General features: G+C 54.4%; 28 protein-coding genes. 11 read left to right on the plus strand and 17 right to left on the minus strand.

Going from position 1 to position 25775, the window contains the following annotated elements; all coding sequences use genetic code 11:
• Positions 1–398 precede the first annotated feature (398 nt).
• From SOJ49_RS13100 to SOJ49_RS13120, 5 genes are all read left to right on the plus strand, one after another.
• Positions 399–1703: a TRZ/ATZ family hydrolase gene (locus tag SOJ49_RS13100; protein ID WP_369854942.1), complete on the plus strand. Its 1305-nt coding sequence runs from the start codon at positions 399–401 to the stop codon at positions 1701–1703.
• 33 nt (positions 1704–1736) lie between these two features.
• Positions 1737–2465 (plus strand): bifunctional 2-polyprenyl-6-hydroxyphenol methylase/3-demethylubiquinol 3-O-methyltransferase UbiG, encoded by a 729-nt coding sequence (ubiG, locus tag SOJ49_RS13105; RefSeq protein ID WP_369854943.1) that lies wholly within the window; start codon positions 1737–1739, stop codon positions 2463–2465.
• The gene (locus SOJ49_RS13110; RefSeq protein WP_369854944.1) at positions 2462–3136 is read left to right on the plus strand and encodes an HAD family hydrolase; all 675 of its coding nucleotides are present in this window, start codon (positions 2462–2464) and stop codon (positions 3134–3136) included. Before ubiG ends, SOJ49_RS13110 begins: the two co-directional genes overlap by 4 nt.
• 93 nt (positions 3137–3229) lie before the next feature.
• Positions 3230–3985 (plus strand): YciK family oxidoreductase, encoded by a 756-nt coding sequence (locus SOJ49_RS13115; RefSeq protein ID WP_369854945.1) that lies wholly within the window; start codon positions 3230–3232, stop codon positions 3983–3985.
• Between the two features lie 327 nt (positions 3986–4312).
• Entirely contained in the window at positions 4313–5254 is a 942-nt protein-coding gene (locus SOJ49_RS13120; RefSeq protein WP_369854946.1) for a GGDEF domain-containing protein, read from the plus strand.
• A 21-nt stretch (positions 5255–5275) separates the two neighbouring features.
• Here the strand turns inward: SOJ49_RS13120 and rluB are convergent, their stop codons facing one another.
• The 7 genes from rluB to SOJ49_RS13155 all read right to left on the minus strand — a co-directional run bounded on the left by rluB (position 5276) and on the right by SOJ49_RS13155 (position 12304).
• Complete coding sequence (gene rluB, locus SOJ49_RS13125) at positions 5276–6130, minus strand: 23S rRNA pseudouridine(2605) synthase RluB (protein WP_369854947.1); 855 nt, start codon at positions 6128–6130, stop codon at positions 5276–5278.
• Positions 6127–7089 (minus strand): SMC-Scp complex subunit ScpB, encoded by a 963-nt coding sequence (gene scpB / locus SOJ49_RS13130; RefSeq protein WP_369854948.1) that lies wholly within the window; start codon positions 7087–7089, stop codon positions 6127–6129. The genes rluB and scpB overlap by 4 nt, the downstream gene beginning before the upstream one ends.
• The gene (locus tag SOJ49_RS13135; protein ID WP_369854949.1) at positions 7082–7954 is read right to left on the minus strand and encodes a ScpA family protein; all 873 of its coding nucleotides are present in this window, start codon (positions 7952–7954) and stop codon (positions 7082–7084) included. Before SOJ49_RS13135 ends, scpB begins: the two co-directional genes overlap by 8 nt.
• A 165-nt stretch (positions 7955–8119) precedes the next feature.
• Positions 8120–9295 (minus strand): tryptophan--tRNA ligase, encoded by a 1176-nt coding sequence (locus SOJ49_RS13140; protein WP_369858070.1) that lies wholly within the window; start codon positions 9293–9295, stop codon positions 8120–8122.
• 136 nt (positions 9296–9431) lie between these two features.
• A complete protein-coding gene (locus SOJ49_RS13145; protein WP_369854950.1) occupies positions 9432–10484 on the minus strand; it encodes a tryptophan--tRNA ligase in 1053 nt (350 codons plus the stop codon).
• Between the two features lie 234 nt (positions 10485–10718).
• Positions 10719–11342 carry an L-threonylcarbamoyladenylate synthase gene (locus SOJ49_RS13150; protein ID WP_369854951.1) on the minus strand — a complete coding sequence of 208 codons (624 nt, stop codon included), beginning with the start codon at positions 11340–11342 and terminating at the stop codon, positions 10719–10721.
• 104 nt (positions 11343–11446) lie between these two features.
• Positions 11447–12304 carry a PHP domain-containing protein gene (locus SOJ49_RS13155; RefSeq protein WP_369854952.1) on the minus strand — a complete coding sequence of 286 codons (858 nt, stop codon included), beginning with the start codon at positions 12302–12304 and terminating at the stop codon, positions 11447–11449.
• Positions 12305–12369: 65 nt separating this feature from the next.
• On the opposite strand from SOJ49_RS13155, the gene SOJ49_RS13160 reads away from it, so the two are divergent.
• The 5 genes from SOJ49_RS13160 (at position 12370) to mnmC (ending at position 16904) form a co-directional block, all read left to right on the plus strand.
• Positions 12370–12975 (plus strand): septation protein A, encoded by a 606-nt coding sequence (locus SOJ49_RS13160; protein WP_369854953.1) that lies wholly within the window; start codon positions 12370–12372, stop codon positions 12973–12975.
• Between the two features lie 3 nt (positions 12976–12978).
• Complete coding sequence (locus tag SOJ49_RS13165; RefSeq protein WP_369854954.1) at positions 12979–13278, plus strand: YciI family protein; 300 nt, start codon at positions 12979–12981, stop codon at positions 13276–13278.
• 22 nt (positions 13279–13300) lie between these two features.
• Complete coding sequence (locus SOJ49_RS13170; RefSeq protein WP_369854955.1) at positions 13301–14020, plus strand: TIGR04211 family SH3 domain-containing protein; 720 nt, start codon at positions 13301–13303, stop codon at positions 14018–14020.
• An 89-nt stretch (positions 14021–14109) separates the two neighbouring features.
• Entirely contained in the window at positions 14110–14679 is a 570-nt protein-coding gene (locus SOJ49_RS13175) for a peptidylprolyl isomerase (protein WP_369854956.1), read from the plus strand.
• Positions 14680–14771: 92 nt separating this feature from the next.
• Entirely contained in the window at positions 14772–16904 is a 2133-nt protein-coding gene (gene mnmC, locus SOJ49_RS13180) for a bifunctional tRNA (5-methylaminomethyl-2-thiouridine)(34)-methyltransferase MnmD/FAD-dependent 5-carboxymethylaminomethyl-2-thiouridine(34) oxidoreductase MnmC (protein ID WP_369854957.1), read from the plus strand.
• Positions 16905–16975: 71 nt separating this feature from the next.
• Here mnmC and SOJ49_RS13185 read toward each other — a convergent pair whose 3' ends face one another.
• From SOJ49_RS13185 to SOJ49_RS13195, 3 genes are all read right to left on the minus strand, one after another.
• Positions 16976–17176, minus strand: a complete 201-nt coding sequence (locus SOJ49_RS13185; RefSeq protein WP_369854958.1) for a hypothetical protein — start codon at positions 17174–17176, stop codon at positions 16976–16978.
• Positions 17177–17246: 70 nt separating this feature from the next.
• Positions 17247–17501, minus strand: a complete 255-nt coding sequence (locus SOJ49_RS13190) for a YheU family protein (protein WP_369854959.1) — start codon at positions 17499–17501, stop codon at positions 17247–17249.
• Positions 17491–17934, minus strand: a complete 444-nt coding sequence (locus tag SOJ49_RS13195) for a hypothetical protein (RefSeq protein ID WP_369854960.1) — start codon at positions 17932–17934, stop codon at positions 17491–17493. The genes SOJ49_RS13190 and SOJ49_RS13195 overlap by 11 nt, the downstream gene beginning before the upstream one ends.
• Before the next feature lie 158 nt (positions 17935–18092).
• On the opposite strand from SOJ49_RS13195, the gene SOJ49_RS13200 reads away from it, so the two are divergent.
• Positions 18093–18239 carry a hypothetical protein gene (locus SOJ49_RS13200; protein WP_369854961.1) on the plus strand — a complete coding sequence of 49 codons (147 nt, stop codon included), beginning with the start codon at positions 18093–18095 and terminating at the stop codon, positions 18237–18239.
• Positions 18240–18641: 402 nt separating this feature from the next.
• Here the strand turns inward: SOJ49_RS13200 and SOJ49_RS13205 are convergent, their stop codons facing one another.
• The 7 genes from SOJ49_RS13205 to SOJ49_RS13235 form a co-directional block, all read right to left on the minus strand.
• Entirely contained in the window at positions 18642–19808 is a 1167-nt protein-coding gene (locus SOJ49_RS13205) for an ABC transporter permease (protein WP_369854962.1), read from the minus strand.
• Positions 19798–20760, minus strand: a complete 963-nt coding sequence (locus SOJ49_RS13210; protein ID WP_369854963.1) for an ATP-binding cassette domain-containing protein — start codon at positions 20758–20760, stop codon at positions 19798–19800. Before SOJ49_RS13210 ends, SOJ49_RS13205 begins: the two co-directional genes overlap by 11 nt.
• The gene (locus SOJ49_RS13215) at positions 20757–21722 is read right to left on the minus strand and encodes an HlyD family secretion protein (RefSeq protein ID WP_369854964.1); all 966 of its coding nucleotides are present in this window, start codon (positions 21720–21722) and stop codon (positions 20757–20759) included. The genes SOJ49_RS13210 and SOJ49_RS13215 overlap by 4 nt, the downstream gene beginning before the upstream one ends.
• Entirely contained in the window at positions 21719–22474 is a 756-nt protein-coding gene (locus tag SOJ49_RS13220) for a TetR/AcrR family transcriptional regulator (protein WP_369854965.1), read from the minus strand. The genes SOJ49_RS13215 and SOJ49_RS13220 overlap by 4 nt, the downstream gene beginning before the upstream one ends.
• Positions 22475–22687: 213 nt before the next feature.
• Positions 22688–22963 carry an RNA recognition motif domain-containing protein gene (locus tag SOJ49_RS13225; RefSeq protein ID WP_369854966.1) on the minus strand — a complete coding sequence of 92 codons (276 nt, stop codon included), beginning with the start codon at positions 22961–22963 and terminating at the stop codon, positions 22688–22690.
• Positions 22964–23241: 278 nt separating this feature from the next.
• A complete protein-coding gene (gene hemH, locus SOJ49_RS13230; RefSeq protein WP_369854967.1) occupies positions 23242–24252 on the minus strand; it encodes a ferrochelatase in 1011 nt (336 codons plus the stop codon).
• A gap of 484 nt (positions 24253–24736) precedes the next feature.
• Positions 24737–25663, minus strand: a complete 927-nt coding sequence (locus SOJ49_RS13235; RefSeq protein ID WP_369854968.1) for a hypothetical protein — start codon at positions 25661–25663, stop codon at positions 24737–24739.
• Positions 25664–25775 lie beyond the last annotated feature (112 nt).

The following is a 25775-nucleotide window of genomic DNA, read 5'->3' on the forward strand; positions in this document are numbered from 1 at the left end:
GGCGGTACGATTGAACGGACACCCGAAACAACGACTGCCAGACCAGAATCAGTACCCTTGCCGCACTGTGCTGACCGCTGTAAAGCCGAGTCCATCCAGTACCGCAAAACAAAGCGCGTAGCATACCATAAAAGCACTGATAACCTAGTACACTCCCTGCCAGAAGCGTCTCAGAACAACCACAAGCCCACGCTGGACAAAATGTCCGGCAGCGGACATCTTTTCAGACAAAAGCGCTCCATTGCCCTTGACGGCCGCCCAAACCGCATTTTTGAATCCCAATCTTGCGTACTCGTCAAGTCTGCAGTCGCGAACACCCCCGAACGATGGATATAATCGCCCCAGCACCCGCCACTCGCTGGCGGCGATTCCCACTCTCAATCAAATGAGGACTTTTCATGGCTGCAGATCTGCGCCTCAACGCCCGTTGGCTGGTGCCAATGGACGGCAACAAACCGATCATCGACCATGCGTCGGTTTTTGTGACCAATGGCCGCATCGAAGCCATCGAGCCGTCATCGTCCGAACGCAGCGCCCGGCAAACCATCGAACTGCCTCATCACGCGCTGTTACCCGGCTACATCAACGCCCACGGCCACGCTGCCATGTCCCTGTTCCGTGGCTTGGCCGATGACCTGCCACTGATGAACTGGCTGCAACACCACATCTGGCCAGCAGAAGCACAATGGGTCAGCAGCGAGTTTGTGCGTCAGGGCACAGAACTGGCGATTGCTGAAATGATCCGCTCCGGCACCACCACCTTTGCTGACATGTACTTTTATCCGCAGGACGCCATTGACGCCTCACTGGCCGCGGGCATGCGTCACGTCAGCTTTACGCCGATTCTGGACTTCCCCACCAATTACGCCAGCAACGCCGACGAATACATCCAGAAAGCCCTGGCAGTGCGCGACCAGTACCAGCACCACGATCTGGTCACGCTGGGGCTAGGCCCTCATGCTCCCTATACGGTTTCTGATGCGCCGTTACGGCAGATTCGGATCATCGCCGACGAACTGCAGCTGCCGGTGCAAATTCATTTGCACGAAACCGCCTTTGAAGTTCAGGACAGCCTCGAGCAACTGGGCAAGCGCCCTATCGAACGCCTGTTCGATCTGGGTTTCCTGAGCAAGGATGTCAGTTGTGTGCACATGACCCAGATTAACGACAGCGATCTCGACCTGATCAAACAAAGTCGTGCCAGCGTTATCCACTGCCCGGAATCCAATCTCAAGCTGGCCAGTGGTTTTTGCCCAACCGCACGACTATTGGCAGCCGGAATCCCGCTGGGCCTCGGCACTGACGGCGCCGCCAGCAACAACGATCTCAATCTGCAGGCAGAAATGAAAACCGCCGCCATGCTGGCCAAGGCCGTAGCAGCAGATGCCGCAGTGGTTCCTGCCTTGCAGGCGCTGCATATGGCCACGCTGGGCAGCGCGCAAGCCCTGGGGATTGACCAGTACACCGGCTCAGTCGAAATCGGCAAATGGGCAGACTTACAGGCCGTCGATCTGTCGCAATTACCCCAACAACCCCTTTACGATCCCATCTCGCAACTGGTCTATACCGACAGCAGCCGTTACACCAGCCACGTCTGGGTGGCAGGCAAGGCACTGCTGAGTGAAGCAGAATTGACCCACATTGACGTCGACAGACTGACCGCCACTGCCAGGCAATGGTGTCAGCGTATTCGCCCGAATTAACCCGAGATCCCGACGGGACAACAGGAAATCACTATGACCGAACACAGCACGCCGAACGTCGACCCTGCCGAAATCGCCAAGTTTGAAGCCCTGGCCAGCCGCTGGTGGGACCCGGAGAGCGAATTCAAGCCCTTGCACGACATCAATCCGTTACGCTGCAATTACATCGATCAAGCCGCTGAACTGGCAGGCAAAAACGTGCTGGATGTTGGTTGCGGCGGTGGCCTGCTGAGCGAAGCCATGGCCCAGCGAGGTGCCAGTGTTACCGGTATCGACATGGGCGACGCTCCGCTGAATGTCGCCCGTCTGCACGCCCTCGAATCCGGCGTCAGCATCAACTACCAGCGTATTGCCGTCGAAACGCTGGCAGCACAGCAACCCGCCAGTTTCGACGTCGTCACCTGTCTCGAAATGCTCGAACACGTACCCGACCCGGCATCCATCATCCGTGCTTGCGCAACACTGGTAAAACCTGGGGGCAAGGTGTTTTTTTCGACCCTCAACCGCAACCCCAAAGCCTATGGCATGGCCATTCTCGGTGCTGAATACCTGCTGAAAATGCTGCCCGCAGGAACTCATGATTACAGCAAGTTCATCAAACCGAGTGAACTGACCCGCTGGTGTCGCCAGGCAGGCCTGCAGGCCGACCACATCACCGGCATGACCTACAATCCGTTGTTCAAGAGTTACAAATTGAACGACCAGGACGTCAGCGTAAACTACCTGCTCGCCACTACCCGCCCACCACAGGACGACGCATGAGCCAACCCTACCCGCACGCCATCCTGTTTGACCTGGATGGCACATTACTCGATAGCGCGCCCGATTTTTTTGGTGTCGTCAACTCGCTACGCCAGGAACTGGGTAAAGCGCCGCTGGCAACCGCCACCATCCGCCAGCAAGTCAGCAATGGCGGTGCAGCCTTGACCGAAATAACCTGGGAGGTCAGCCGCGATCATCCTGAATTTGGTGACTACCGCGAGCAGCTGCTGAGCCGCTACGGTGACTACCTCGCCAGTGCCAGCGCCCTGTTCCCTGGCTTCAGCGCCGTCCTGGACGAATTACAATTACTGGGCGTGCAGTGGGGTATCGTCACCAACAAACCGCGCCGTTTTGCCGAACCCTTACTGGAAAAGCTGGCGCTTGAAACGCCAGTATTGGTGTGCCCCGAAGACGTCAGCCTGGCCAAGCCTGATCCGGCAAGTCTGCTATTAGCCGCCACCCGACTCGGCCTAAAACCAGAGGCCTGCTGGTACGTCGGCGATCACCTCCGTGACATACAAGCGGGCAAGGCGGCTGGCATGCCAACCATCGCCGCCCTGTTTGGTTATATAGAGGATCATGATGATCCGCAGCGCTGGCAAGCCGACGCCTGCATCAATACCCCGGATGAACTGATCACCCTGCTTGGCCAGCAACCATTATCACGCTAACGGGCGTAAGAATCCGACCACCAGTGCCTGGATCAGCTCTATCGGCTAATCAACGTACGCACTGATCCGACTCATCAGACCAAGGATTTTCGAATGACCGCAACACAACCCCTGCAAGGTCGCACCATTATGGTAACCGGTGCGGGCTACGGCATCGGCCGCGAAGCTGCGCTGACCTACGCCCGTGCCGGTGCCACCGTACTGTTACTGGGACGCACCCAGGAAGCACTCAACGACACCTACGACCTGATTGAAGCAGAGCAGCTGCCGCAGGCGGCAGTACTGCCCTTCGACCTTGAAACCAGCGAAGAAACACCCTATCAACAGCTGGCGCAATTGATCGAGGAGCATTTTGGTCATCTGGATGGCCTGTTACTGAATGCCGGGGTGCTCGGCCAGCGCACCCCGATTGATAACTACCACGCTGACACCTGGCTGAAGGTGATGCAGATTAACGTCAACGGCCAATTTCTACTGATCAAACACCTGCTGCCGCTATTACACAAGGCCGCAGCGGATGCCTCGATCCTGTTTACCAGCAGCAGTGTTGGTCGCACCGGTCGCGCCTACTGGGGTGCCTATTCTGTTTCCAAATTTGCAACCGAAGGGCTGATGCAGGTATTGGCGCAGGAACTGGAAAACACCAGTAACATCCGCGTTAATGCCATCAATCCCGGAGCCACCCGCACCACCATGCGAGCCGCAGCCTACCCGGTAGAAAACCCGGCCAATGTCACAGCGCCCAGCGCCATCATGCCGCTGTACTTGCATCTGATGAGTCCAGCAGCTATCGGTATTCATGGTCAAAGCCTGGATGCCCAGGGGGAGAACGCTTTTCTGATTGACTAACGCTCGTTTGGGCCTTGCTGCAACCGTTCAATGACTGGCTCCCGTGCTCTGGCGTGGAGCCGAACCCGCAACTGCATTCCCCGCAGCGCCGTGGAACGAGAACGTCCGACTCCTGACAAAATATTGACAAAACTTTCAAGGCAAACGCCAGAAAATATGCGTCCTCTTCCGGCAATCCTTGCCGCTCTGCCGTAATTATTGCCGCCTGAAATCAGAAAATTAATATAATGCATTGAATTTAATAGAGTTTTATAAAAAACAAACAATGGCATGAAATTCGCTAAATACCTCTCATCTTAATAATCAACCGGCAAGAGGTAGCGACTGGTGACCCCATTACAGAGCAGTGGCCAGGTCGGCAAAGCAATCGCCCCCTTTGGCGAACTGGCACTCAAGCCCGATATTCGGCCCGACGTACTATTCCGGCTCACCGGCAAACTCCAGAGCACCCTCGAGCTGCCGCTGCTGATTGAAATTTTTTTCAAGAATATACAAAGCAGCGTATCTGTCGACGGCATCAGCTATCGGGTACGTGACCGGCAGATTGTGGTTTGTCAGGGGAGAACCAGTGCCCACAGCGTTAACTATGAACTCAGTAACCACGGTGACAAGCTCGGCGAACTGGTTTTCTTCCGCTCCAGTCGTTTTCGCGAGTATGAACTGGCCAACATTGAGGGATTGCTTAGCACGCTGCTGCATCCCCTGCGTAACGCCCTGCTTTACCGGGAAGCATTGGATGCGTCATTCAGGGACCCTCTGACCGGAGCTGGCAACCGGGTGGCACTGGATCGGACACTCGATCGGGAAATAGAGCTGAGCCGTCGCCATGCACAACAGCTGTCACTGCTCATGCTCGACCTGGACAAATTCAAAAGCATTAACGATCAACACGGCCACAGCAGCGGTGATGCCGTGTTAAAAGAAACCGTACAAGCCATCACGGACTGTATGCGCCAGACCGACCTTTGTTTCCGTTATGGTGGAGAAGAATTTCTGGTATTACTGAGTAACGCCAGTCAGGCAGACGCCTTGATTGTCGCCGATCGCATTCGCGAAACCATCAGCAAACTGCTGATACCTGCGACTAAGACAACCACCATGACCGCAACCGCCAGTATTGGCTGTGCCAGCCTGACCGCATCCGACTCGCGTCAAAGCCTGATTCACCGGGCAGATCTGGCGCTCTACACCGCCAAGAACCAGGGTCGAAACCGTGTGATAGGAGAAGCCGCTCTGTCACAGGGGCTGATAGAAGAAAAGCGCCAGTAGCGCTCTTCTTCTATACCGCATTCAGGCGTCAGGGCTGTGACGCTTGGGGCGAGCGCTGGCTTGCTGACGAATTTTCTGGCGCTTCTGATGGCGCTGGAACTGCTCTTTCTCCTTCCCGATCAGACGGCGTATACGCTTGCGTTCCAGACCCACCGAATCCGACAAGTCATTCAATTCGCGCTGCCCCAACTCGACCCAGGTTCCGACCGGAATATTGGATGGCAGAAAAATACAGCCGTAACGTACGCGTTTAAGACGACTGACTTCAATACCCTGGCTTTCCCACAGGCGTCGAACCTCGCGGTTACGCCCTTCCATCAGCACAACGTGAAACCACTTGTTCTGACCTTCGCCATCGAAGTACTTCACATCGGCGAACTTGGCCATGCCATCATCCAGCAGCACGCCTTCTTTCAAACGGGTAATCATGGCTTCGTCAACGTCACCACGTACCCGTACCGCATATTCGCGGTCAACACCGGTCGATGGATGCATCAGTCGGTTGGCCAACTCACCATCCGTGGTAAACAGCAATAAACCACTGGTGTTAATATCCAGGCGGCCCACGTTGATCCAGCGCTCACCTTTGGTCTTGGGCAAATGCTCAAAGACGGTTGGACGCTTGTCTGGATCCGTGCGGCTACATACTTCACCGACCGGCTTGTTGTACGCCAGCACGCGACGGTCACGACCAATATCATCCAGTTTGATTGGACGACCATCGAGGCGCACGTCATCGTGTTTGTCGGCACGATCACCCAATACTGCGGTTTTGCCATTCAGGCCGACACGGCCTTCGGCAATCCAGCGTTCGGCTTCACGACGCGAGCTGGCAACGGCACTGACGGCGAGGATTTTCTGTATACGTTCTTTCATGACTGGTTATCTTGTTTCCGGGCATCCTCTGCATCGTGTTCCGATGCCGCTGAGGTTGCAGATGTCTGGGAAGCGTCCCGGTGTTCTGATTGCTGCAGACGGTCGATCAAATCGCCGAGCTGCTTCCGGGCCGGGCCGCCCTCTGTATTGCTACCTTGTTTTACCTTGCTACCGCCGTGCGGGTCTTCTTCATTACGGGCAAACAGATTCTGTTCGACCTTGGCCACCAGCACGTCGGCCTGCGCCAGATCATCGGCAGTGGCATCCAGCACATCTGCTCCACGCCTGGCGACGTCTTCATCTCGGGTAAATGTATAATCGTCATCAGGACGACGTTTGGCTTCGGCATCATCGCCCAATGCCAGCTTGCGATTGGCATCATCCAGTTCCCGTATTGCCATCAATGACGGTAGCTGATCGAGACTGCTGAGGCCAAAATAATCGAGAAATTCTGCCGTGGTGGCGAACAGGGCTGGTCGGCCAGGTACATCACGATGGCCAACCACTTTGATCCATTCACGCTCCAATAATGTTTTGATAATACTGGAACTGACCACAACCCCCCGCACATCTTCAATATCACCACGGCTAACGGGCTGACGATAGGCGATCAGCACCAGGGTTTCCAGCAATGCGCGGGTGTAACGCGGTGGCCGTTCTTCCCACAACCGGCTCACCCAGGGCATGGTGTGCTGACGCACTTGCAAACGATAACCGCTGGCGACCCTGACCAGTTCTATCCCCCGACCCTGCAGCTGGCTGTCCAGCAGCTCAAGTGCTGCCCGCAGTTCGGAGTTGAGTGGTTTACGCTGTTCATCAAACAAACTGGCCATCCGCTCCAGTGACATTGGCGCGGCATGCACCAGCATCGCGGCTTCCAGCACAGACGCCAACTGCGCTGGCGTCAGGCCATGGCCAGCACCCGTTAGCCGGTATGAATCGCTGCCAGCTTCACTCATCGTCGGCATATGCTCCGCTGGATGGCTTTATACGGACATGGATCGGGCCAAATTGCTGCTGTTGCACCAATTCAACCAGTTTTTCCTTGACCAGTTCAAGCACGGCCAAAAACGTTACCACGACCCCCAAACGACCTTCTGCCGGATCGAACAGGTGAATAAAAACGATAAAATCATTGCCGCTCAACCGTTCCAGCACCTGGCTCATTCGTTCCCGCGTCGACAGTTGCTCACGCTGAACCTCATGATGCTCGGTTCGATCAACCCGCCGCAAAACATCCGCATACGCCAGCATCAATTCGCGCAGATCCACTTCTGGATGCAAACGCTTCAGCGTCGGCTGGTCAACCTTCAGACTGGCCTGCTGCCAATCGCGCTCCATACGCGGCAGCGCATCGAGGTCTTCAGCCGCTGTTTTGAAGCGTTCGTACTGCTGCAAACGCCGGATCAGCTCGGCACGGGGGTCTTCTTCCTCATCGCTGTCGCTGTCGCGGAGACGCGGCAACAACATCCGGCTTTTGATCTCTGCCAACATGGCGGCCATGACCAAGTATTCGCCAGCCAATTCCAGCTGCATGGTTTGCATCATATCGATGTAACGCAAATACTGGTCGACGATATCCGCCACGTTGACGTCAAGAATATCGAGATTCTGCTTGCGAATCAGATACAGCAACAGATCCAGTGGCCCTTCAAACTGCTCAAGGAAAACCTCCAGTGCATCTGGCGGTATGTATAAATCCAGCGGCAACTGGGTGAACGGCTGCCCCTGCACCAAGGCAAAGGGCATGTCACGCTGACCCGGAGTGGTTGATGCGACGGCATTGGCAGACGCTGGCAATACGTTGTCCTGCAAAGGTTTCACAGCCGCTCCTGACAGGTTATTGCAACACGTTTCATGGCCGTGAGTACAAGGCCAAAATAAGCCCAAAAGCGCAGTTTATACGTGATAAATGAGCAACCGGAGAGCATTTTTAATACAGCTATCGCAATCCAGTCAGAGCAACAGCGCTAGATTATCGATCGCCGCTTAGCGGTAGCTCAGACCCATCGCCTCACGTAACTCATCCAGCGTTGCACGAGCGGCATCGCGCGCCTTGTCAGTGCCATCGGCAATCAGACTGCGCAGTAAATCCGGCTCTTGTTGGTACTGAAAGGCACGGGCACGGATCGGCTCCTGTTCCGCCACTATCGCATCAATCACCGGCTGCTTGCACTCCAGACAACCCCATTGCCCACCCCGGCAAGCACTCTGGACGCGCTGCTGTATGGCATCATCCGAATAGACCCGGTGAAACTGCCATACCGGGCAGACATCCGGATTACCGGGATCACTCAGTCTCACTCGCGCAGGATCGGTGCGCATCGTACGTATTTGCTGGCTGACCTCATCAGGCTCGGCTCGCAGCGGAATGGTATTGGCGCTGGAATTGGACATTTTTTCCCCATCCAGACCCGGCATTTTGGCCATCGGTGCCAGCATGACCTGCGGTTCAGGCAAGATCGAGCGGCCAATGCCTTCCAGATAACCGATCAGCCGCTCCTGATCTGCCAGGGTCAGACTGGCCTGCTCACGCACCAGTGCCTGGGCCGTCAGCAAGGCATCACCATTACCCTGGGATAAAAAATCCTTGCGTAATTCCTTGTACAATTTACCGGTTTTTTTGCCGAGTTTTTTTAACGCCAGCCGGGCATTATCCTCGAAGCCAGCTTCGCGGCCATACAAGTGATTAAAGCGTCGGGCCAGCTCGCGTGCCATTTCAATATGGGCAACCTGATCTGCACCTACCGGCACCAGGCCAGCACGATAGGTGAGAATATCCGCCGCTTGCAGCAGGGGGTATCCGAGCAGACCGTAAGTCAATCCTTCCGATTCCCGCAGTAACGACTGCTTGTCTTTATAGCTGGGCACTCGTTCCAGCCAGCTCTGGGGCGTCAACATCGACAGCAGCAGGTGCAATTCTGCCTGCTCCGGCACCTTGCTCTGAATGAACAAGGTAGCCGAACCCGGATTAATCCCGACGGCCAGCCAATCGATCAGCATGTCCCAGACATTGGCCGACAGCGACTGAGGGTGTTCGTATTCCGTCGTCATGGCATGCCAGTCGGCGACAAAGAAAAAGCACTCGTACTCGTGCTGCAGGCGCACCCAATTTTTTAACACGCCATGATAATGACCGAGATGCAACCGGCCTGTCGGACGCATGCCAGACACCACCCGCCGCTGGGAATCCACGGAGCTCAAATAACGTCCCTCTTGTATTGATCCAGCCGTTCGGGGTATTCCGGCGTCAGACGCCGGAGACAATCCGTACCGATGACCCGCCTCACTGGATGGGCGTTCACAACAACCGGGCGATACCCACCGCCTGTCGCACCTCTGCCATCAGTGGTTCGCTAATGGCACGGGCCTTGGCAGCACCAGCCTGAAGTTGTTCTTCGATATCCTGCGGACGCTCCATCAGATCATGATAACGTTCACGCGCTTCGGCCAATTCCGCATTAATCAGCTCAAACAGCTGTTTCTTGGCTTCGCCCCAGGCAATACCTTCAGCAAACGCCTGACGCATGGCGGCGGTTTGGTCAGCGGTGGCAAAAGCCTGCCAGATCTGGAAGACCGTGGAGCTGTCCGGATCTTTGGCTTCACCCGGTTCCAGCAGGTTGGTCTTGATCTTGTTGATGTGTTTTTTCAGCTGTTTTTCAGGCAAAAAGAGCGGAATGGTATTGCCATAGCTTTTGCTCATCTTACGGCCGTCGAGACCTTGCAGCACTGCCACATGCTCATCCACCACATAGTCTGGCAGGGTCAGGATCGATGAATGGTTGCCGTAGATATGATTAAAGCGCTGTGCCATATCGCGGGCCATTTCGACATGCTGAATCTGATCCTTGCCCACGGGTACATGAGAGGCGCCAAACATCAGGATATCCGCCGCCATCAATACCGGGTAACTGAACAGCCCCATGGTGATGGCCTTGTCGGCATCTTCACCTTCCGCCATATTGGCATCTACAGATGCCTTATAGGCGTGCGCCCGATTCATCAGCCCCTTGGCGCAAATACAGCTAAGAATCCAGCACAGCTCGGTGATCTGGGGAATATTCGATTGACGATAAAAAACGGCTTTGCTGGTATCCAGCCCCAACGCCAACCAGGTAGCAGCAATTTCTTTGGTGGACTGCTGCACCGCAGCCGGATCCTGGCACTTGATCAGGGCATGGTAATCCGCCAGGAAATAGAAGGATTCGTTGGCGTCTTCCCTGCTGGCCTCAATTGCCGGACGAATGGCACCGACGTAGTTCCCCAGGTGAGGGGTTCCGGTGGTGGTGATACCGGTCAGCACCCGTTTGGGGCCGCTGGCTTGCGCGGTGACATTCGAGGTGTCTTGAGTCATACAAATCATCCAGGCTGGCGAAACAACAAAACGCGCATCATACCGGTTTTATGCCCGACTGCCAGCCCGGTACCAGACGCCCGTCGGACTTAGCGCTGTACCACAACGGAAAAGCGGGATTTGGCTTTTTTTGAACAAACCTTGGCTAAATAGAACCACTATTCACCTCAAATTCACGCAAAAACGACTACATCAGACTTTTCCTCACGACCATCGCCCAAGCCCGACAGGCTCCTAGCCGAGGATATCCGATGCGTCACCAACGCCCTGCCGAACCAGCTCTGGCACCTCTTCGGTCATATCAATCACAGTCGTGGCTTCAAAACCGCAGTAACCGCCATCAATAATCAGATCGAGCTGGTTTTCCAGCGTTTGACGAATGTCGTAGGGATCGGATAACGGCATGTCATCGCCCGGCATAATCAGCGAACTGGTCATCAGCGGCTCGTTCATGGCATCCAGTAACGCCATGGCGATGGCGTTGTCAGGCACCCGAATGCCAATGGTGCGTTTTTTCGGGTGCATCAACAATCGCGGCACTTCGCGAGTAGCCGGCAAAATAAATGTGAAAGCACCCGGCGTATGGGCTTTGAGCAGTCGATACTGGCTGTTATCAACCTTGGCAAACGTTGCCAGCTCGGAAAAATCCCGACACAGCAGGGTAAAATTGTGCTTTGGTCCCAGTTGGCGCAGACGCTGAATCACTTCGGTGGCTTTTTTATCACCAATACGACAGGCCAGCGCGTAGGAGCAGTCCGTAGGTATAACCCCTACTCCTCCCTTGCGCAGTATCTCGACCGCCTGATTAATCAGCCGGGCCTGGGGGTTTTCCGGATGTATCTGTAAAAACTGGCTCACATGAGCTCCTGTAACATTCAAACTGTTGCCATTGGCAACACAACAACTGCCTTGCTAGCCAATATGGCCAACGAATACGTGACTTTCAGGCATATGACGACGAATTACGCTGGGGTAGACACCTGCCACTGTTGCCATACCGGCGTAATCAGCGATGGAAACGTCGGCATTACGCCCAGTTCCAGGCCAAAACGATTCGGGCCATGGTAATCACTGCCGCAAGATCCGAGCATATTAAACTCCCGCGCCAACGCCGCCATCTGGCCTGACTGGTTGCCGTCCATCTTGCCGTAACTCACTTCCAGCGCCTTGCCACCTGCAGCAGCAAAATCACGGATGCAGCTGCGCAGCTTGGTGCGGGTCATATTATAAAGGTGAGCATGGGCCAGCACCGGCGTGCCTCCGGCAGCCACAATCCATTCAACCGCCGTGGTCATTTCCGGCCAGCCGCTTTTGACATCCCCTATTTTGCCAGCGCCCAGCAATTTGCTGAACGCGTGCTGGATACTGGGCACCAGGCCCTTTTCAACCAGGTATTTGGCGAAATGGGGACGCCCCAGCTGGTCTGCGCTGGTATTGCCGAAAGCGATCACTTCTGCCAGCGGTATGTCACAACGCAGTTTTTTCGCCAGCCGTGCTGCAATAATTTCCGCCCGCGCCGCCCGCACCGAGCTCTGATGCTGCTCGGCCTGTTGCATCACAGCGGCGTCCGGATCAAAACCGAGTCCAACAATATGAACCGATACACCGCTCCAGACCGTAGACAATTCAATCCCCGGTATCAGCCGGATCCCCAGCTCTGCTGCCGTATTCCGGCCGCGGCGGAACCCGTCTACCGTATCATGGTCTGTGATCGCCAGGGTTTTGATACCACGCCCGGCAGCAAGGCGTACCAGTTCATCCGGCGGAAAGTGGCCGTCGGACGCATTACTGTGGCAGTGTAAATCGATCTCTGAGTTCACGTGGACGCTCTTGGTAGGTTCAGCCATAATCGCCCCATTGTAATAGGACATAGAATGCGAAGCGAATGAAGTTACTCTTGGATTTTTTACCGATCGTTGTTTTTTTTCTGACCTACAAGTTCGCACCGGAACTGATTGAGTGGGTATCGCCCTGGTTGAATGCCAACCAGCAGGCCTCGCTACACGCTATGGAACCGATTGTGCTGGCCACCGCCGTATTGATCCCGGCAACGATTCTGCAGATTCTCTACACCCGCCTGAGCACCGGCAAGGTCGAGAACATGCATCTGGTCACGCTGGCGCTGGTTGTCGTGATGGGCGGTGCCACGGTCATTCTGCAAGATAAAACCTTTATCCAATGGAAACCCACCGTCGTTAACTGGTTGTTTGCCGCTGCCTTTCTCGGCACCTACTGGGTCACCGGCACCACGCTGCTGCAGCGGATGATGGGGCAGAACCTGACCCTGCCCGTGTCAGTTTGGATACAGTTGAATTACGCCTGGGTTGCCTTTTTCCTGCTGAGCGGGATTGCCAATCTGGTTGTTGCCTACAACTTTTCTGAAGATATTTGGGTAAACTTCAAGTTATTTGGCCTACTGGGGCTGACTATTGTTTTTATCATGGCCCAGTCAATCTTTTTATACCGATACATGAACCATGAGGAACCCTGAACCATGTGGTACGCCATTATCAGCCAGGACGTCGCCAACAGTCTCGATCAACGTCTGTCGGCCCGTCCTGCGCATTTAAAACGCCTGCAAACTCTGTCCGCCGAGGGTCGTCTGCTGGTCGCTGGCCCCCATCCTGCCATTGATAGCGAAGATCCCGGCAGCGAAGGATTTACCGGCAGCCTGGTGATTGCCGAATTCAACTCACTGCAAGATGCCCAGCGCTGGGCCGATACCGACCCCTATATCGACGCCGGTGTGTATCAGCAGGTCATCGTAAAACCGTTCAAGAAAGTGTTGCCATAAGGCAGCCTGCAAGGAGTAAGACGTGAAGCTGTTAACGCAACTGGGTTTATGCCTGATCATCGCCACAGGCACTACCGGCGCCCTGGCCGAACAAACGGCCGAAGGTGATCGCTATGTTGCCGTATCCTCCGGTGAAAAGCGCTATGTCACCGACACCCTGTGGCTGCAATTGCGCTCCGGCCCCACCGCCCAGCACCGGATTATTCAGGCGCTGAAAAGTGGCGAGCATCTGCTACTGCTGGGCGAAAATGCCGACGCCGGTTATTCACTCGTTCGTACCGACAAGGGTAATGAAGGCTGGGTTCTGACCCGCTACCTCGACAACGAGCCGACCGCCCGTGAGCATCTGGTGCTGGCCAACCGCGAGCTGGAAAAAGCCCGCGCTGAACTTTCAACCGCCACCGAACGCTTGCAAGCGCTGGAAAGCGAAGTCAAAGGCTTGCGTTCAGAACGCAGCACTCTGGAACAAAAAACAGAAAAAGCCACCCAGGAACTGAGCAGCATCCGCGAAGTATCATCCGGCGCACTGGCCCTGGATGAAAAAGCCCGCAAGCTGTCTACCCGCAATCAGGAGCTGGAAATCCAGCTCGAAGCCATGAGTGCAGAAAACGCGCAATTACGCGATGACCGCGACCTCAATCGCCTGATCTACGGCGGTGGTCTGGTCTTTCTCGGCATTCTGGCCGGGCTGATACTGCCCGCCCTGCGAGGTGGCCGCAAACACACCAGCGGTTGGTCCTGATAGCCGCCAAACACACCCGTTGCTCCGGCTACACACCTTGGCCGGAGCGACACGACAGGCCTTAGCCCATTCCCTGTGGAGATATTCCGATGTACCGCCGTTTTTTACTGAAACAGCTGCTGGCCCTGAGTGCCGCACTGATGTTGTCATCCGCCTGGGCAGATCCCACTACCGAAGACTTGGTTCCAATTCGCCTGACCACCAATATGGGGATCATTGAGCTGGTACTGGATCGCAGCAAGGCGCCGTTGTCGGTGGACAACTTTCTTACTTATGTGGCCAGCGGTCATTACAACCAGACCCTGTTTCACCGGGTCATTGGTGATTTTATGATTCAGGGTGGTGGTTACACTACCGATATGCGCCAGCGGGCAACCTTGCCGCCCATCGCCAATGAAGCCAAAAACGGTCTTAAAAACGTTCGGGGAAGCATTGCCATGGCCCGCCGTGGCGATCCCGATAGCGCCACCAGCCAGTTTTTTATCAACCTGAAAGACAACGGCTTTCTGGATCACGGCAGCCGTGACTTTGGTTACGCCGTGTTCGGGCGCGTCACCGCTGGCATGGACGTGGTTGATGCCATAGGCAAGGTTGAAACGCTGCCGGGCGACAAACCCAAAGAGCCCGTCATCCTGATCAGTGTGGAACAGATTCAGTAACTTTCGCTAATCCTTTCATCACCATCCGGTACTGCCAGCCAGTACCGGTTTTTGCTACCATCAGCGCCCCGCTCCCAGTACCCGGAAAACCCGTGGCCGAAACAACTTCCCGCAGCAACGGCTCAAACAATACGCCGCACCGTACCCACTCACGGCCCGGCCCGTTACCTCCTTTGACACCCCCGGAGATCACCTGGCAAAACGACGTACTGCCGGTATCCAGTCAGTTTGACGATCCTTATTTTTCCTTGCACGACGGTCTGGCAGAGAGTCGCTACGTCTTTCTGCAGCACAACCAGCTGCCGCACCGCTGGGCCAGCTGGCGTGGGCCATTTTGTATTGTTGAAACCGGGTTTGGCACCGGACTGAATTTTCTCACCACCTGGCAAGCCTTCCAGCAACAGCCAAACAATGATTGCTGGTTACATGTCACCAGCATTGAAAAATACCCGCTATCCCGCCAGCAGCTCTCCAGAGCACTGGCACTGTGGCCGGAGCTGGCGGAGTTGACCACACAATTACTGACGCAATATCCCGACGCCATCACCGGTTTTCACAGTCTTTGCTGGCCGGAGCAGCGAGTGCAGTTGACGCTGATACTGGATGATGTTGTCGATGCTTTGGCCGAGCTTTCCGGGCCGGTACATGCCTGGTATCTGGATGGATTTGCCCCGGCTAACAACCCGGAGATGTGGCAGCCAGATCTGTTCAAGCAGATTCGACGCCTAAGCCGACGCCATCCGCAACTGACATGCGCGACCACACTGGCGACCTTTACCGCCGCCAGTGTGGTGCGCCGAGGGCTGCAAGGGGCAGGCTTTAACGTCTACAAACCCAAAGGCTATAACGGCAAACGGGAAATGTTGGCAGCCACCTATAAAGCCAGTATTGGCCCAGAGCAGCCACCAGAAGCCAATTCACAGCCTTGGATGACGCCCTCATTACCAACCCCGATGTCCCTCTCTGATAGCAGCGCTGCAGCGGTTATCATCGTAGGTGCCGGGCTGGCAGGTGCAACCACCGCCAGAGCACTGGCCGAGCGCGGTATCAAGGTGCAAGTTATCGATCAATCAGGTATCGCCACCGGCGCTTCCGGCAACCCTCAGGGAGGGCTGTACGTCAAACTCGCAGCCAACAACCAGGCGACCCATACCGAATTCTATCTGCACGCTTATCTCACCAGTTTGCGCTGGATGAATCGTCTGTTTGAGCCGTCCGCAGATGGGGTCTGGAATGCTTGTGGCGTCTTGCAACTGGCCTGGTCTGCGGCTGAACAACAGCGCCAGCAGAAATTTCTCGACCGCCTCCATTACCCAGCATCCTTGATTCAGCCGGTATCCGCTGCACAAGCCAGTGTGCTGGCTGGTAGTTCACAGCAACAAGGGGGGCTGTTCTTCCCTGCGGCTGGCTGGGTCAGCCCGGCTGATTTGTGCCACCGGCTGTTGGATCACTCACTGATCGACGTCCAGATCGCTAATGTCAGTTCCATAGCACAACTCACCAACAAGCACTGGCAATTACAACTCGATACAACAACAGATACAGCAGGAACAACGTCCAGCAGCCAGACCACCCAACAGCTGGTGATCGCCACCGCCGCTGCCACCCAACAGTTGCTACCTGATACCTACCTGCCAATCAAATCCATTCGCGGCCAACTGACTTACCTCGATGCAGCACAAAGCCCGCCACTGAAAACCGTACTGTGTGGTCGCAGCTATATGGCACCACCAAGGGAAGGACAACTGGTATTGGGCGCAACCTATCACCAGAATGATCCGGACAAGACACTGCGCGAGCAAGATCATCAAACCAACCTGGGCCACTTGCAGGACTTTGGCGATTTATGGGGTACGCTGGCCAGTAAAGCCAGTACACACAACCTGGTGGTCGGCGGCCGTACCAGTTTTCGCTGTACCACCCCCGACTACCTGCCAATGGCTGGCCCAGTCGTGGACACTGATCGTTTTATCCACTGTTACGCCCCCATGATCAAAAATGCCCGACAGATACCGGCTCGCAAGGCACCGCTACTGGAAGGACTCTGGATCAATCTGGGGCATGGTTCTCGCGGGCTGGCATCAGCGCCTTTATGCGCAGAGCTGCTGGCTTGCCAAATAACAGGCTCTGCGCTTCCGGTCAGCAACCGTGTGGCAGAAGCCTTGTGGCCAGGACGATTTTTGTTAAGAGACATGATTCGGCGCAAATTACCGATCAAGCGGTGACGCACAACGCCAAACGCGGCATTAACAACAGAGAACAACAGAGGGAAAGGAAAAAATTAGCGACCGCTGGCTTAAACCACTCGTTTGAGCACCACCTTGCGTCGCTCTGCGGTTTCCCTGGCCCTTTCTGAATCTTCCCGAATCTTGCGCATCGAAGCCGACAACTCGGCACAGCAGGCACGAATGTCAGCCAACTGCTCTTTCATGGCGTCGATATCCTCAACGGCATCTGCGACTCGACGGCGCAGACGTTGTACCCGAATGTCAGTCATGGCTTCAGCCTCCTGAGGTGTATTGGCATACGGTCAGATCAACGTCCATGCAGATCAGGATTTGATCAGATTATTTTCTGACCAGAGCAATGTGGCAGCTATTTTCGATCGGGTCAAATAACAACCGTACCTTGCCGGATTCAAGCTGCCCCATGACATGTTGCTTCTTGTCGGCCAGGCTGAATTCCACATCGCCATAATCCGTACCTTCGCGCAGCACAAATTCAGCCAGAATGTCATCCAGCGCCTCAGCGCTCAAACGATTCCAGGGTATTTCGAGCACCCCGTGTTCCGGGGCGTCTTCTTGCGGATAATCAGAAGGCAAAACCGGCCTCCCTTTCCCATTCGCAACTCATGCGCAGTTCAGCATCAGAAGGTATATGGCCGCGATCCGCCTGCCAGCTAAACGTGTGCTTGCCCGACAATTCGGTTTCCAGATGTACGGTTGCCGATACCCAGAACATCGATTTCAACAGGGACTCAAACTGCCGTAGCCAGGTCTCCCATTCGTACTCAACCGCCCGATAAGAGGCTGCAAAATGGATAATCTGGGTTTGATAGGTGCCATTCAGCAGGTGTTGCCCCGGCATGGCAAACATCTCCCGACATAATAAAGACCAATCATCATCCACTCCCAGAGGCAAACTCTGCAACGCCGCCCAGTTAGTGCGCCGCTCATTCTGGGCAATCACCTCCCGAGTACTGGGGCTATGACGAATAACGCCATACACAATGGATTCCTGATCGAAATGGTTCACGGGTCTGTCCTGAAGGCTCGATACCGCAATCATAAACAAAACCGCAACAGCGGCAAGCGTCTGACGCGTATTGCGCGTACTGATAGCCATAAGGGGGCATCTATTTAATCCTGCACGGCTCTGCGCGAGTGTTGCCGGTGATCAGGGCAAGGCGGCGAATGCAGCGAAATGACGCGTCCTTTTCACATTCGTCAACACCGCACTGGACGGCGACAACCCGCGCCCTGCGGGGGCTGCCGGATGATCTCGACTCTGTGTCGCCGACGTTTGACTTGACCCGTCAGGCCTGCAAGTCGGCTTCGTGATTCGAAACCCTCTGGTAGCCCAGAGTGAGCACCGGATTAAATAGATGTCCCCATAACCACGTTATTGCGATGTTCATCAGCGGGCGGCCATGCGATTGCTGTCACAAAATCCGCAACAAGTACCAACCAAGCCACGTGTTTTAGCTGCCGTGTTTTAACTGCCGTGTTTTAACTGCAAGGGTGCCAACGGCATTCACTCAAGCGGAAATCATCATTTGACCCAGGGATCCTCCCTTGCCAAGGGATCACTCATCACACCAAACAGGTCACACCAAACGGGTCACACCAAACGGGTCACACCAAACAGGCTGCGTAGCAGGCTCGCAGGATGCCAATAGCCGAAGGCGTATTGCATCAAAATGTCTTTTTAATCACCACGACGATTTATTGGCTTGGCAACAATCAATCCAGCCGCTTCTTAAACCTCACCGAGGCAAACAGCAACCCGACCACGGTAAATGCCAGCAACCACAGCATATCAAAGGTCTGTCCGGTCAGGCTGGCACCTCTCAGCACAATGCCACGAATCAGCCGCATAAAATGCGTGGCAGGCAGGGCTTCGGCAATCCATTGTGCCGGTTCCGGCATGGCATCGTAGGGGAACATAAAGCCGGATAATAAGATTGACGGCATTAAAATAAATACCGTCATCTGCATCGCCTGTAACTGCGTTTTGGTTATCGTGGAAATGACCAGGCCAATGGTCAGGCTGGCACTGATAAACAGCAACGCAGCCATCATCAGAGTGAGCAGTCCACCGCGTACCGGAACAGAAAACACCAGGTGTCCGATGCCAAGAATAATGCCGACCTGTATAAGTCCCACCAGGATATAAGGAATCACCTTGCCAACCATTAATTCCAGAGTGTGTACCGGCGTGGTGATCAGAAATTCCATGTTGCCGTGCTCCCGTTCACGCACGATGGCGGCAGAGGTAAACATAATCATGGTCATGGTCAGAATAATGGCCAGCATTCCCGGTACGATATTCACCGCGCTGCGTTGTTCCGGGTTAAAATATTGCACCAGTTCAAAGTGGGGTACCGGCAGTGTATAAGCCTGATTGCTCAGTTCATTAAACGGCATATTACGTAAAGCCCGCAGGCTGGCGCTGATCATGGTATCTGAACCATCAACCAACCATTGACCCACGGCTTGCAGCGGATTATCCGGCCCGTAGTGGATGCGTGTGTTGCCGGGAAAATCCGGCTGGCTGAGCAGGCGTCTGCTCATATCGGCCGGCAGGTAGAGTACGGCTTTGACTTCCCCCTGGGTGATGGCCTGTTCCGCCTCGGCCAACGAATGATAAACACGGCGGAAATTAACCGCCTGTGACGCTTCCAGCGCCTGCACCAGGTAGCGGCTGTAACTGGACTGGCTGAGATCCAGTAAACCGGCCTGAACATGGCGCACATCGGTATTGATGGCATAGCCGAATAACATCAGCTGCATCAGCGGAATCATCACAATCATGCCGAAGGTCATGCGGTCGCGTGACAGTTGCCGCAGTTCTTTGCTGACGATAGCCCAGGTTCGCAACAGGCTGAGGCGTACTGAATCAGCCCACATGACGGCCCCCGGTAGCCACAACAAATACGTCTTCCAGACTGGGGCGTACCTGTTCCAGTGGCCGTTGTCCGGTCCATTGCGCCAACCACTGCAACGGAGCATCAACATCATTATCGACCAGTACCCGTAAACGGGTGCCGAGCTGGGCAGCGGAAACGATTTGTTTATGTTGCAGCAGCTGTTGTTTTAATTCACGTAAATCCTCGCCGCCGACTTCAATGACCTGGGCACCCATGGTCTGCATCAATTGTTGCGGCGACCCGTCAGCACGTTTAACGCCGTGCTCCAAAATCGCCAGCGCATGGCAGCGTTCAGCTTCGTCCATATAGTGAGTGGAAACCAGAATCGTGGTGCCGTTATAGCTGAGGTCGAACAAGTGCTCCCAGAATTCGCGCCGGTTTTCCGGATCAACCGCGGAAGTAGGTTCGTCAAGAAACAGCATATCCGGGTAATGCAGGGTCGCAGCCGCCAGTGCCAGACGTTGTCTCTGACCACCACTGAGAGACCCGGCCAGCTGTTTTTTATGTGCATCCAGTTCGTACAGCGCGATCAGTTCGCTGACCCGAGCGCGACGGCGTCGACTGCCAAAGCCGTATATCTCGCCGACAAAATTGAGGTTCTCAAACACACTCAAATTATCGTACAGCGAGAATTTCTGCGTCATATAGCCAATATGCGGGCGCAGGGATTCAGCCTGTTGCGGCAGCTGTCGTCCAAGTACCTGAATATCGCCTTCGGTCGGACTGAGTAAACCAGTCAACATGCGGATCGAGGTGGATTTACCACAGCCGTTGGGGCCCAGAAAACCGTAAATACTGCCCGTTGGAATACTCAAGTCAAGGTGATCTACCGCAACCGCGTCGCCAAAAGTGCGTGTCATCTGGTGGGTTTCGATCGCCAGATCGGCAACCGGTGCAGTTGCATACGTTGCGGCGGAGCGGGCTATGGTCATGGCAACACCACTTCCAGTGTGCGACCGCTTGGCAGTGTTTCGATTTGCTGCAAAGCTTCGCCCTCAAACACGATATCGGTGAGATACATTAATGCTGCACGGTCACGTTCGTTGAGTGCGTAATAGGGCGTAAATGCCGGTTGCGAACGGATACTGCGGATAACACCGTCAAGCGGCTGTGCCAGACCATCTATCTGAACACTGACATGGCTGCCGGGCATTAAACCGGTCAGCCGATTCTGCGGCAGATACACTCTGGCATAAGGCGTACTACGGCTCAGCAGGGTAACAAGAATACTGCCGGCGCTGATGCGATCGCCGCGATGCCAGGGCAGAATATCCACCACACTATCGGCAGGAGCCTGCAGCGTTAATTCCTGTAATGAACGCCGGGCGTTATCTAACTGCGCCTGAGCGGTAGCGACAGCTGCACGGGCTTGAGCCAGCTGCTCCGGGCGGGTGCCATTGGTCAGTTCACGTTGCTGCTGCAGTGCCTGATCCAGTGCTGCGCTGGCGCTGTCCCGACGGGCAGTAGCGCTATCAACGTCGGCTTGTCCGGTCAGATTCTGCTGCCGCAATGCTGTTGCCCGCTGCCATTGTTGTTGTGCCTCCAGCAGGCTGGCGTTGGCACCTTCCACGCGGGCCTGGGCACTGGCAAGTTCTTCCTGCCGAGCACCATTCGTCCGTTCACTCAGATAGGCGTTTGCCTGATCCAGCTGTGCCTGTTGCACACGAACACTGGCTTCCGCATGGGTGCTGTCCAGACTTAACAACACCTCACCGGCACGAACCACTTGCCCTTCGTGAACGCGAATATCCGTAATGATTTCGCTAGCGGGTGCGGTAAGGGTAAGGCGCTCCCGCTCCAGAGTACCCATCGCCCGGCCACTGTCGTCGGAACTGCAGCCGTTGAGGAGCAAGCCCCCCAGACAGGCCAACATAAGTGCGAGATGGCGCATCATAAGCGAGGAGCCTTTATTGTAGTGGCTGTCGTTGCTGTAGTGGCTGTCGTTGCTGATGCACTCGGGGTATCAGCTCCCGCCGTCTTGAGCAAACCATGGTGCAGCAGCTGGCTGTTATGCACCGCCAGCTTTTGCAGTCTTTCCGGTGTTGGGCTAAAACCGAATTGCTCCATCACGATCGGTGGTGCGATCAGAGGGAATATAGTCAAACTAAAAAATGACAGCCGCGCCAGTTCCGGATCAACCCCCTGTTGCAATCGTCCGCTCTCCGCCAGAGCAGATTGTACCCAGTGCCTGGAAAGCGCAATCACATCACCCAGAATCGATTGCATAATACGGAACGGTTCACTGTCATCAGGATCACTCAGTAAACGCATCACCAATCGCGGCAGTGCCGGGTTCGGGGCAATCACAGAGTGGTAATAAAGTCCGATCAGGGTATCAATATCATCGTCATTGCGGATTTGTGCAGCTTCGCGAAAGCCTTGTAAAGCAGGCTCTACCGTTTCCCGCAACATGGCTTCCAATAACCCCGCCTTGCTACTGAAATAATAGCGGATCAGCCCGGCATCAACCCCCGCACAACAGGCAATCTGGCGTACCGATACCTGACGGTATGGCTGACTGACAAAGCAGTCGCGCGCGGCATTCAGTAAGTGTTGACGATTACTGGTGGTATCCTCGCCAGTGTTTGCGCCTTTTCCTTTCGGACGGCCTGGCCGGGAGGGTGATGCGGGTGTCGGACTGGACATAGCGACTGGCTCTGAGTTCCACAACTGAGGAATATACTAAGCGCAGAGCCAGTAGATAGGCAGAAGAATAATTCCGCAATGTCTGGCGAATGAAGAAATACCGGTTCTGGATCAGGTTTTCACAGCAATCAGGCAGACCTCACCACAAACGATCGAGAGAGAAACAAAGCGCCAGCAGCCAAAAAGTCCGTGGCGCTCTGCGGTCGAGTCAGATCAGCGGGGGCCTCGTGGTGTACGTGGGCGATCTTCACGCGGCTTGGCTTCGTTAACACGTAACGCCCGGCCATGGAGATCGGTATTATTCAACGCTTCGATGGCGGCCGTTGCGGCTGCATCATCCGCCATTTCGACAAAACCAAACCCTTTGGAGCGGTTGGTTTCACGATCCATAACCACCGTCGCTCGCCCTACTGCTCCGAACCCGGAAAACAACTCAGACAAATCTTCTTTGGTTGCGGAGTAAGGCAAATTGCCCACATAAATATTCATACTCAGATTCCAGCCAACGAGGTTGTGATTTGTTCGTCCTACACCCGCAAACAATTCAAATCACAACATCATTTGGAGGCGATAAACCAGCTTCCCCGCCGGGTCTACAATCACGCAGATTATTGAGCAGTCATAACAAAGTCAAAGAAGTTTTTATGACAATTTACCGGCTGTCACAAAGGCCCACAATGGCGATAAAAAGCCCTATAACAGTCCTGATAACACAGAATCTGCACGCCAACTGTCCTTCAACCGGGCTGAGTTTTGCTTGCAAAACATCAGTTATCATTCGGTTTAAGCCACCCTGCTGTGTTGGCCATAACCAGTTCCACCATCATGCGGATATGATCCTCACGGTCATTGAGGCAAGGAATGTAGTGGTACTCGCGACCACCCGCTTCGAGATACAAGTGGCGATTTTCAACATCCAGTTCTTCCAGGGTTTCCAGACAATCAACGGCAAACGCCGGACTGATAATATCCACCCGCCCGGCCTTTTCTGTCCCCCACGCTTTGAGCGTATGGTCGGTATAAGGCTTGACCCACTCTTCCCGACCAAAGCGCGACTGAAAGGAACAGATCCACTGCTCTGGTTGCAAACGCAGTTCAGCAGCCAACAAGTGCGCCGTCTCCCGACACTGTGCCGGATAAGGATCACCGTTATCTTCATACCGTTGCGGAATCCCATGAAACGACATCATCAAACGATCACCACGGCCATGGGCCTGCCAATAATCCCGCACCGACTGAGCCAGCGCCTGGATATACAAAGGATGGTTATAGTAACTGTTGATCCAGCGCATACCGGGCAGATGTGGGCAGGCTTTTAACCCTTTCGCCAGCCGATCAAACACAGCCGCCGTTGTAGAAGCGGAATACTGGGGATACAAAGGCAGTACCAGCATATTGCTAACGCCACTCTGACGCAGGCTTCTGCCTGCCTGTTCCATATCCGGCTGGCCATACGTCATGGCAAGAGCAACCGGAATCTCACAGTCATACTGCTGGCTCAGTGCCTTTTTTAAGGCTTGCTGCTGTAACAGCGAAAAATGCATCAACGGTGAACCATCGTCACGCCAAACCGACGCATAGGCCTTGGCTACCCGAGCAGGACGAATACGTAAAATCACGCCATGTAAAATCAGCCACCACAATGGCCGTGCAACATCCACCACACGAGGGTCCCACAAAAATTCCGCCAGATACTTGCGCACCGCACTGGCGGTCGGCGCCTCCGGTGTCCCCAGATTGACCAGCAGCACCCCGAACGGTGGTTGATTGGATGACATGAATATTCCTCAACAGCAGCAGTTTGTATAAGTTTTGCGTAAGTTTACCCAGCTGTTTTTTAAAGGTCATCAAAAGTCTGACAATCGCTCACTTTCGATACAGAGCTGTTAGCCAAACGTGAAGCGGTTTATAAACGAGCGGAGAGTCTGAACCCCAGGCGCTGATCTGGCGATATTCGAAACTGGGAATTCGTCGGAACCGTCTCGCTCAATCCTGGAAAATTGCAGGAGATTGAGTTCAATAAACAGACTGCTTCAACGCAGCTATTTTGACAACTGGGTTGCAAACCACCGATCCGTCACTCCTTTGGAGAAAACTCCATCTTTACAAAGTTTGGGAGGTTTTTCTACAGCCTGAACGCCAGCAGCAGGGGCGCGACGTCAGGAGCGTCCCTTGCCTGCATTTGTTAGATTCAATAATTCGTGACCTTCCTCACGAATTTACGAATAAGGTGCTTATCGTTAACATCAGCAAATAAACGTTTTATTGCCTCATCATAAGGCTCGGAAATTTCATAAATTTCTTCCCGTAAACGCCATACTGGCAATCCTTTTGTTTATTCTCAAGATCTCGTAGTATTAAACGCACTTTCTCACACGCCTCAACATATCTGAGTGCAATCCTAGGCAAGTCTCGGGTCTTTATATTAGATATGATATACCTGTGTATTACGCGATTTCTTAACTCATACAAGGAATTCAGCTCTTCGTGGTCATTGTCTTTAATTACATTATACTTAAGAGCATTATCATATATTTTTCGCTCCATCAATCCTCGCTCATCTTCTGCTTGAAAAAGATATTTTATTGGGATCTCGTCCGTCTGATTCTTCAGTTGGATGGCGATGACTATGCTCAACCTCAGAAATGCATCAATCTGATTAGCAGAAACGGCAATCACTTCCACAAACGAATCTGATTCTATGGCGTTATCCAGAAGGTCGTACGATGCAGCCAACGATCCTTGGAATCGATCAAACTTTTCCATATCAGAGGCAAGCTTTCGGTCTCCAGGAGGGACAATAACCACAGATTTTAGAATTTTTTCAACTAAGCGGAGCTCTTCATTTATTTGTTCATCGTTATCGAGACTTGCATCATGGATATATTTACCGATTAAAGCCTGATCTGCTGAAGCCCCATAAAACATGTGAACACAGAACTCTGAATCATCCATCCTAGAAGGTTGCCATCTAAGCTCTGGCACACCACTCGGATACTTATCTGCAAGTTTAGGTGCTATTTCCTCTAGTGGATAACAGCTAATCTGAAAACACCCGTTAGCGTTTTCATAGGGCTGAAAGCTGTATGGGGACTTTTCCTCTTCGCCTTCCACAACAGGGTTGTAGTATTGCCACTCTGTTGGAATTTGAATCAGGAATATCCCGTTGGGCTCTGTCCAATGTTTCATTCAGGATTCCTGCGAAAAATCTAACGCCCGCAGCACGCGCAGCTTTGTAGTGGAAGCGAAGCCGCAACGGAAAAGCTGTCGCCGTGCCTGCGTTTGTTAGCCCTATGGATAG

Source organism: Candidatus Thalassolituus haligoni, from assembly GCF_041222825.1.
GTDB classification, from domain to species: domain Bacteria; phylum Pseudomonadota; class Gammaproteobacteria; order Pseudomonadales; family Oceanobacteraceae; genus Oceanobacter; species Oceanobacter antarcticus.

Coding starts and splice junctions, on each gene's coding strand:
- SOJ49_RS13235 (WP_369854968.1), bottom strand. CDS start 25,663: ATGAAACATTGGACAGAGCCCAACGGGATATTCCTGATTCAAATTCCA.
- SOJ49_RS13145 (WP_369854950.1), bottom strand. CDS start 10,484: ATGACTCAAGACACCTCGAATGTCACCGCGCAAGCCAGCGGCCCCAAA.
- SOJ49_RS13225 (WP_369854966.1), bottom strand. CDS start 22,963: ATGAATATTTATGTGGGCAATTTGCCTTACTCCGCAACCAAAGAAGAT.
- SOJ49_RS13115 (WP_369854945.1), top strand. CDS start 3,230: ATGACCGCAACACAACCCCTGCAAGGTCGCACCATTATGGTAACCGGT.
- SOJ49_RS13205 (WP_369854962.1), bottom strand. CDS start 19,808: ATGTGGGCTGATTCAGTACGCCTCAGCCTGTTGCGAACCTGGGCTATC.
- rluB (WP_369854947.1), bottom strand. CDS start 6,130: ATGAAAGAACGTATACAGAAAATCCTCGCCGTCAGTGCCGTTGCCAGC.
- SOJ49_RS13175 (WP_369854956.1), top strand. CDS start 14,110: ATGTACCGCCGTTTTTTACTGAAACAGCTGCTGGCCCTGAGTGCCGCA.
- SOJ49_RS13110 (WP_369854944.1), top strand. CDS start 2,462: ATGAGCCAACCCTACCCGCACGCCATCCTGTTTGACCTGGATGGCACA.
- SOJ49_RS13220 (WP_369854965.1), bottom strand. CDS start 22,474: ATGTCCAGTCCGACACCCGCATCACCCTCCCGGCCAGGCCGTCCGAAA.
- SOJ49_RS13140 (WP_369858070.1), bottom strand. CDS start 9,295: ATGCGTCCGACAGGCCGGTTGCATCTCGGTCATTATCATGGCGTGTTA.
- hemH (WP_369854967.1), bottom strand. CDS start 24,252: ATGTCATCCAATCAACCACCGTTCGGGGTGCTGCTGGTCAATCTGGGG.
- SOJ49_RS13185 (WP_369854958.1), bottom strand. CDS start 17,176: ATGACTGACATTCGGGTACAACGTCTGCGCCGTCGAGTCGCAGATGCC.
- SOJ49_RS13210 (WP_369854963.1), bottom strand. CDS start 20,760: ATGACCATAGCCCGCTCCGCCGCAACGTATGCAACTGCACCGGTTGCC.
- SOJ49_RS13100 (WP_369854942.1), top strand. CDS start 399: ATGGCTGCAGATCTGCGCCTCAACGCCCGTTGGCTGGTGCCAATGGAC.
- scpB (WP_369854948.1), bottom strand. CDS start 7,089: ATGAGTGAAGCTGGCAGCGATTCATACCGGCTAACGGGTGCTGGCCAT.
- ubiG (WP_369854943.1), top strand. CDS start 1,737: ATGACCGAACACAGCACGCCGAACGTCGACCCTGCCGAAATCGCCAAG.
- SOJ49_RS13160 (WP_369854953.1), top strand. CDS start 12,370: ATGAAGTTACTCTTGGATTTTTTACCGATCGTTGTTTTTTTTCTGACC.
- SOJ49_RS13200 (WP_369854961.1), top strand. CDS start 18,093: ATGCAGCGAAATGACGCGTCCTTTTCACATTCGTCAACACCGCACTGG.
- SOJ49_RS13215 (WP_369854964.1), bottom strand. CDS start 21,722: ATGATGCGCCATCTCGCACTTATGTTGGCCTGTCTGGGGGGCTTGCTC.
- SOJ49_RS13165 (WP_369854954.1), top strand. CDS start 12,979: ATGTGGTACGCCATTATCAGCCAGGACGTCGCCAACAGTCTCGATCAA.